General features: G+C 49.0%; 7 protein-coding genes. 5 read left to right on the top strand and 2 right to left on the bottom strand.

Features of this window, described 5'->3' with window-relative positions:
* Window positions 1-109 precede the first annotated feature (109 nt).
* Complete coding sequence (locus KDK13_RS16220; protein WP_257286024.1) at window positions 110-1,588, bottom strand: hypothetical protein; 1,479 nt, start codon at window positions 1,586-1,588, stop codon at window positions 110-112.
* A gap of 292 nt (window positions 1,589-1,880) precedes the next feature.
* On the opposite strand from KDK13_RS16220, the gene KDK13_RS16215 reads away from it, so the two are divergent.
* From KDK13_RS16215 to KDK13_RS16195, 5 genes are all read left to right on the top strand, one after another.
* Entirely contained in the window at window positions 1,881-2,261 is a 381-nt protein-coding gene (locus KDK13_RS16215; RefSeq protein ID WP_257286023.1) for a CidA/LrgA family protein, read from the top strand.
* Window positions 2,254-2,982: an LrgB family protein gene (locus KDK13_RS16210; RefSeq protein WP_257286022.1), complete on the top strand. Its 729-nt coding sequence runs from the start codon at window positions 2,254-2,256 to the stop codon at window positions 2,980-2,982. The genes KDK13_RS16215 and KDK13_RS16210 overlap by 8 nt, the downstream gene beginning before the upstream one ends.
* A 168-nt stretch (window positions 2,983-3,150) precedes the next feature.
* Window positions 3,151-4,209 (top strand): N-acetyl-gamma-glutamyl-phosphate reductase, encoded by a 1,059-nt coding sequence (gene argC, locus KDK13_RS16205; RefSeq protein ID WP_257286021.1) that lies wholly within the window; start codon window positions 3,151-3,153, stop codon window positions 4,207-4,209.
* Between the two features lie 279 nt (window positions 4,210-4,488).
* Window positions 4,489-5,631 carry a VWA domain-containing protein gene (locus KDK13_RS16200; protein WP_257286020.1) on the top strand — a complete coding sequence of 381 codons (1,143 nt, stop codon included), beginning with the start codon at window positions 4,489-4,491 and terminating at the stop codon, window positions 5,629-5,631.
* Between the two features lie 17 nt (window positions 5,632-5,648).
* Window positions 5,649-6,266 carry a YceH family protein gene (locus KDK13_RS16195; protein WP_257286019.1) on the top strand — a complete coding sequence of 206 codons (618 nt, stop codon included), beginning with the start codon at window positions 5,649-5,651 and terminating at the stop codon, window positions 6,264-6,266.
* 157 nt (window positions 6,267-6,423) lie between these two features.
* On the opposite strand, the gene KDK13_RS16190 is transcribed toward KDK13_RS16195, so the two are convergent.
* Window positions 6,424-7,443: a hypothetical protein gene (locus KDK13_RS16190; RefSeq protein WP_257286018.1), complete on the bottom strand. Its 1,020-nt coding sequence runs from the start codon at window positions 7,441-7,443 to the stop codon at window positions 6,424-6,426.
* Between the last annotated feature and the right edge of the window lie 214 nt (window positions 7,444-7,657).

Genomic DNA, 7,657 nt, shown 5'->3' with positions numbered 1-7,657 from the left:
CAGAAACGTTCTTGAGCGATCAAGAACCCTCGCCCGCCAGGGCGGGGAGTGTCAGTTTTCTCTACAGTCAGTGGCAGCTTAGCCCGGATACCAACGGTATTTTTTTTCCTTATTCAACGATTTTTCTTCTCTTCAGAGTGGGAGAACAGGAAACCTGCCGACCATTGGTCGTTGTCGCGACTGAGTTCGCCCCGTCCGTATGCCTTTTCCCCGTCACCACCTGTGGCTTCCCGTGGAGTGGTTTGATCAGATTCAACACCTTTATGGTCGCGTCATCAGAGCAGGAAGCCAGCCGCCCATCCGGCCATGCCGTGACTGAGTTCACCAGCCTGGTATGCACCTGCAGCACTGCCACGCATTTCTGCTCGTCGGGTTTGCTCAGATCCCACACACATACGGTCCCGTCAGGAGCGCAGGAAGCCAGCCGACCATCGGGCAATACCGTGACTGACAGACCGAAACCTTTTATCCCTCTCAGCGTCACTTGGCATTGCTGCCCGTCAGGCTTGCCCAGATCCAAAATATTTATGGTCCCGTCAGAAGAGCAGGAAGCCAGCCGCCCATCGGGCAATGCCGTGACAGAGTTGACCCAGTGAGGCCATTTCCCCTGATCCAGCGTCGCCACGCATTGCGGCCCGTCGGGCATGTCCAGATCCCAAATCTTTATGATCCCGTCATCAGAGCAGGAAGCCAGTCGGCCATCGGGCAATACCGTGACTGATCTCACCCAGTCGGTATGGCCATTCAGCGTCGCCACGCATTGCTGCTGATCGGGCTTGCTCAGATCCCATACCTTTACGGTCCTGTCGAAAGAACAGGAAGCCAGCCGCCCATCGGGCAATACCGTGACAGATTGCACTTTTTGAGTATGCCCATTCAGCGTCGTTACACATTCCTGCCCCTTGGGCTTGCTCAGATCCCACACCTTTACGGTCCGGTCATCAGAGCAGGAAACCAACCGCCCGTCGGGCAAGGTTATGACTGAGTTCACCCCGTAGGTATGCCCTGTCAGCGTCGCCACGCATTGCTGCTCTTCGGGCTTGCTCAGATCCCATACCTTTATGGTCTTGTCGAAAGAGCAGGAAGCCAGCCGTCCACCGGGCAATACCGTGACAGATTGCACGCTGTGAATATGCCCATTCACCGTCGCTACGCAGGTTTTCAGGGGATTGCTTTCAGAACGCAGGTAGTTATTGCTTACGTGTCGAAGGTAAGCAAGCCGTAATAAAGGGTCATCAATATCATTGTCCGGAACCGGAGGTATATCCCTGTTTTCAATTGTTTTTCTGTACGCGGCAAAAGCAGGGCCATAATATTGGGCGGACAGTTTTTTTAATTTTTCTCTGGTGTTGAACAGGGTCAGCAAGCGACTGCTTGTTGAAGCCAGACGGTGAAATTCAACGAACGTCAGGCTGTCAGCAATTTGAGTCAGGATTTCATCGGGTAATGCCAGTAAAGGCGACACCTGTTCCGGAGGAACCAACGAAACCCCTTCTGTGTTTTTTTCTCCTGCCTGGTTACCAGACGGAGTTGTTCCCCAGGGGTGATGAGTGGAATCAGTAGCATTATTAGCGATATTAGTGCCCATAAAATCTTAGACTGGTGAATAACCCTAAAGTTCTTGCCCGAAAAGGCAATATATCTGACGGGTGGGAGTGTGACGATTTCAGGTTTATGAACTTCAGGATTTGCTGATGCGGGTTTTCAAAGATATTGGTTAATGAGTGTAGTCCGCAATTTACCGGTTTGTCATTGCGTCTTTAAGCAGGTAAAACACGCTGTTTTTATTTTTCAGGTACTATTGATCAGTATTTATGCAGCATTTCTGGGCCGTTTATCCCATGATCTGTTGATGTTTTGTTGCTTCAGGAGATCAAGCGATGTCATCAGGACCGCTGTCAGGCATTGTCACTTTGCTGTTTTTTACCGTGCTGGGTGACGTATTAAGCGACGCCTCCAATCTTTCGGTTCCAGGCTCTGTGATGGGGTTGATACTTCTGGTCATTTATCTGCAGTTGTCCGGGGATGTCAGTGAGTCCCTTGATAAGGCGAGCCAGTTCTGTATCCGTTATCTGGCCGTACTGTTTATCCCGGGCTGTGTTGGTATTTTCTTTCTGAGTGACCTTCTTTTACAACAGTGGTTGCCTATCACTCTGGCCGTGCTGGTGGCGACCCCTGTTTCCCTGGTCTTGACGGCGATTCTCGTGCAATGGCTGCTTAAAAGCTTTGCTGCCGAAAGCGGAGAGAACCATCATGGATGAGGTTATCAGTTTCTTGTACGGATTATTGCAGCGGCAAATTAACAACCCGGTTACGATTCTGTTGATAAACCTGGGGGCCTACCTGCTGGCGGAAAAGTTTTTTAATCGCGTGGGACGCAAGGGGTGGTTTCATCCGTTGTTTACCACCAGTCTTCTGGTTTATCTGGTTATTCGCTTCACCCCACTTGAACCCGATATGTATACCAGGCACAGCGAGTTGCTGAAGATGTTGCTGGCGCCATTTACCGTATCACTGGCGGTTCCTCTTTCACGACAACTGCATACCCTTCGTCAGTTAGCGGGACCTCTTATGTGTTCGTTGCTGATCGGTGGATTCCTGGCAGTGTTTATTGGCATGGGGATGGCACTGGCAACTGGTGGCTCAAGAGATGTAGTGTTATCCATTGCGACCAAGGCCGTAACCACAGCAGTAGCCCTGGTGATGGGCGAACAGTATGGCGCTATTATCCCCCTGGTGGCTGCGGTGGTCATTATATCCGGTGTTTATGGCTCGCTGGTGGGGCCAGCACTGTGCCACAAGTTTGGCGTGACTGACCCAAGGGCCATTGGCTTTGCCATGGGAGTAAATGCTCACGCAGGCGGCACTGCCCGGGCTTTTGAACTGGATATGACCATGGGTGTCTATTCCAGCCTGGGGATGTGCCTGTGTGCTATCTACATGCCGCTTCTTGTGCCATGGCTGATCAGCCTATTACTTTAACATTGCCAAATAGATTGAATGACTATTCATTTCCGGGGCTACCCGGGAAAAGGCCACCGGATACACCGGATGTGCCGCTACCCTCTCACAAATGAAGCGACGTTACCCGGGCGAGATCTGGTAAGATAACCGGCTCTGACCATAATCAAGAAGTAACGGAAGCATCAGATGATCAAAGTGGGCATTGTCGGTGGAACGGGCTATACCGGAGCGGAGCTTTTGCGACTGCTATCGGTTCATCCGGAGGTTGAGTTGAGTATGATCACTTCCCGTTCTGAAGCCGGGAAGCCGGTCAGTGAGCTTTTTTCCGGATTACGGGGAAAGCTTGACCTGAGCTTTTCACTTCCGGATTTTTCCGGCTCCGGCAAAGAACAGCTCTCCTCATGTGACCTGGTGTTCTTTGCAACACCTAATGGTATTGCCATGGAATCAGTTCCGGAATTACTGTCTGCAGGCGTGCGGGTAATTGATCTGGCGGCTGACTTTCGTTTCAGTGACACAGAACTGTGGAAGCAATGGTATGGCATTGAGCATGCCTGCCCGGACGTCGTAAAAGAGGCGGTGTATGGCCTGCCGGAAATGAACCGTGCCGATATCGCCAACGCCCGGCTGGTTGCCAATCCCGGCTGTTATCCAACGGCAACACAGCTGGGTTTATTACCCCTGGTGCGAGCAGGGCTGGTGAGCGGGAATATCATTGTCGATGCCAAATCCGGTGTCAGTGGCGCTGGACGTGGAGCCAATGTGGGCACTCTGCTCTGTGAAGCCTCCGAGTCTTTCAAGGCCTATGGTGTTCCAGGTCACCGCCATTTGCCGGAAATTCAGCAGGGGATTGAACGCATGCCAGGAGCAGGGGTATCGCCATTTACCGGTGACCTGGTATTTGTTCCCCATTTGACCCCAATGATTCGCGGCATCCACGCCACACTGTATTGCACCGTTAACGATCATGGTATTGACCTTCAGGGGTTGTATGAAAACACCTTTAACAGTGAGTCCTTTGTTGATGTCATGCCTGTGGGCAGCCATCCGGAAACCCGTTCTGTCCGTGGGTGCAACCAGTGTCGTATAGCGGTCCATCGGCCACAGGGCAGGGACACGGTGGTGATATTGTCTGTTATTGATAACCTGGTAAAAGGGGCGGCTGGCCAAGCCATTCAGAATATGAATATTATGTTTGGCCTGGATGAAATGACCGGCCTGGACTTTCCTGCGGTTATACCCTGATAAGCGACTATTTGATGACCTTTTCTGAAATAAAAAATGGGCTGTCGAGGTTTTTTTGTCTATTTTTGCTTGAAGAATAAGTAATTCACAGAGGTTCGAATTATGGACACCAGAGGTCATCAAACATATTCTGTTAATAGCAATCAGGCAACATATTCACAGTCACAACGGCCTTTTTCCTCATCAGACGCCCGGCAACCCCCCGCGGGTCCTGGCTATTCAGATCAGGTGAATTACTCGGGATTCACGTTAAATGCACATGATGCCAACAGGCAACATATGGCATATGTTTCCGGTAACCGTTCAAATCCGGATCACACGAGAAGAGTTGATTTTCTGCCACAAGGTGTTGTACCACCCGCCACCCATCCCCAACTATACCCGGAACTTCCGCCGTACTCGGACCCTCCTCCTCCATACCCCGGAATCGATGACCAACATGCCGGGTTTGGCACTCAACCCTCAATGGGCATCTCTCTACCCCATCCCGTAAGAAAGTTTCACGAAGCATTTACTCCTGAGCAGCGAAGTGCGATTTCTGAGGTGCTGGGTGGTCCAATAAAGGGATCAATCTGGCTGGCTTATCGACTGGCCGCCCTGAAAAATTATGAATTGCATTTTATCATTGATAACAGCATTTCCATGGATACCCGGGATGGCATAATGCATCCTTTTTACAGAACAAAACTGACCAGGCTGGAAGAGGCCGTTTATCGGTTGAGTAACGTTGCGGATTTATTGGCTCATATTCCGGTAAAAGGAATAAAAATTGAAAGTTTCAGCGTGAAATTTCCGCCCATTGATACCCGTGGAACACCAGCCGGGGTTGCGATGCAAATGAAGAGTTGTCTGGAAAGAATTCTCCTGGAAGAGAGAGAGCCTTCCACTCCCCTTTATCCTGCCATGGAGAAAATTGTACGAGAGTCTGAACGCTCCCCGAATTCTCCCCCCCGTATTATCTATGTATTTAATGATGGTGAGCCTAATAAAGGAGGCACCAAAGACCGTATTTTTAAATTGCTGCGCAACAGACAGGCTGAGAGGAGTCCGGTGTGTCTGGTTGCCTGCACTGAGGTAAGGTCCGCCGTCAAGTGGATGAACGAGGCAGATGAGCAACCAAACGTTCATGTCGTTGATGATTTTCAAGCGGAAAAGCAAGAGGTGCTGAAGCACCAGGGATCAAATTTTCCCTTTACCGAAGGTTTCTACCTTATGTCTACTTTGCTTGGTCCCATCGACCCACTTTTTGATAAAGCGGATGAAAATCACATCTTTGATCATACTGACTTTCAGGAGATCTGTGGCCGCAAAATATCGTTACATGAGTACGAACAATATCGACAAGAGGCTCATCAACTACAAGGCAAGCGCACTGAAAGTGAAGCAGGTGCTGCCGGTGCTGATAGCTGCCTGATTTCATAGTTTGACTGTTTTTTACCATGCATATGTTGCTCTCTCTGAATGAAACCCGTGTGATTGGCTGCCTGCTTGAAAAAGAGAGTACGACGCCGGATCAGTATCCTCTGTCGCTTAATTCCCTGACCAATGCCTGTAATCAGAAAAGTAACCGCGAGCCTGTGTTGAATCTGGCGGAATCTGAAGTGAAGGAAACACTGGACAGTCTCTTGAAAGAACGGTTGGTCAGTGAAGATACGGGGACTCGTGTGAGCAAGTACCGGAATCGTTTCTGCAATACGGAGTTTGGCAGTTTGCAGCTGACTGACCAGGAAAGGGGCATTGTTTGTGTGCTCTTTCTCCGGGGCACACAGACGCCTGGCGAATTGCGGGGGCGTACCGGGCGCCTTGCTGAATTTGCTGATGTTCGCGAGGTTGAGGCGGTTTTGCAGCAAATGGTGGATCGCGGGCTGGTGGTTCAATTGCCCCGGGAGGTGGGAAAACGTGAAAGCCGCTATGCCCATCTTTTCTCCGGTGAAGTGAGTGTCGTCAGTCAGGCAGACCTGGCTGCTGATGACAAGGCACGTATCCGTGAACTGGAGCATGAGGTGATGATTTTAAGGGCTGAAGTGGAGCGACTGAATCGCGAGTTGGGCCGGTAGGGAGAGTCACAAACCTATGGATCAGCAGGGTGTTTTTCGAAGCCGTGTTATTTCTGAAAGCTATGTTATTCCCAGAAGCCATGTTATTCCCGGCAGTATAATGGCAGCACCGGGGTTAGTATTCTGCGTAGTTAAAGCCAGGCACCAGCCATAATCATCACTTGTTTTTTCTTCTTTTTTTCTCTGGTGGTGATTGAAAGCTCCCGATAAGTCTGGAAAAAACCTCTTCTGCCTGTTTAATCTCTTCTTCTGTAAAACCTTTGGTCATATCGGAGTTAAGGCCGCTAAACCATCGTTTCATGCTGGTTCTAAGCGATGTAAAATCCTGCCAGTGATCACTTCGATGAAATATAAGCTTCATTGTATTTTCAATATCTTTTTTTGTAGTCGGATTTTTCAGGCAGGCTGTAATAGTGTCTTTGACGGCATCCAGTCTTTCTTTTTGTCTTTTTCTTTTGCGCTGTATTTTACATTGATTGTTATCAGGTTTTTTACTGCACGCTGTCTTTCTTCGCTTAATTGGCAGGGAGTTTTTTTCTTCTGCGCGTAATTTATCGTTGCTTCTATCGGGAGATGGTTTTGCCGATATGGGATCTTCCCGAAATTTACGAGTAACGATTCGAACTAACCTTCGGGAACGGAAGAAGCCTGTTTCAGAGCTTTCTGGATGGTGGGCTACTTTTACTTTACCGGGGAGAACTTTCCGGGCTGCTTCTATACCTTTAATACTATCGTATTCTTCTGAATAAACTAATTTTCTGAGGATATCCTTGGCCTCATTCTCATCATCTGTAGTGACTCTGATCGTATCGGTAATGTCATTAAAAAGGCTTTCGTGACTATGGCTGAAAAGTCGCATCATAGTGCAAAAATCGAAGACGGCAATATGAGAATAGTTATTGCAAAATTCATTCGGAAGCCCGGACCTTCTACAATCCGTTTTTGGATAAAAGTGGCTTGCGCAAAACTTTGAAAACTCAATGACGGTTCTGTCTCGCGGTGATAAAGCTTTGGGCTTTTTCTGCTCTGCGCCCTGTGGTTCTGAATCCTCTGGCATGAATCTGACTGATTCTGCTGTTTTTACCCGGCAATTTGCCATGGCTTGCCCATGAAATGTTGTCGAAAGAGGTCGTTGGGTGTTGTCATCAGGGTTAAATGACGGGCTGGAAATATCCATAGTACTGATTTTCGCTAACGTTTATGAAAACACCATATATTAGTTGTTTTTTTTAGTGAAAGGTTCCTTGACTGGTTAATTTGATGTTATTCACTCAAGTAATGAGCCCTGAACAATCTCACCACACTGATCTGATATGGCAAGGATTTTCCGGACACTTTTTTTACGCTGCCTTGGCAAGTTGTTGTTCATATTTGAACGGTGCCAGGTAGCT

Source organism: Endozoicomonas sp. SESOKO1 (assembly GCF_024606265.1).
Lineage (GTDB): Bacteria > Pseudomonadota > Gammaproteobacteria > Pseudomonadales > Endozoicomonadaceae > Endozoicomonas.
The sequence above is the reverse complement of the archived record's forward strand: the minus strand, read 5'-3'. Positions and strand labels throughout refer to the sequence as shown.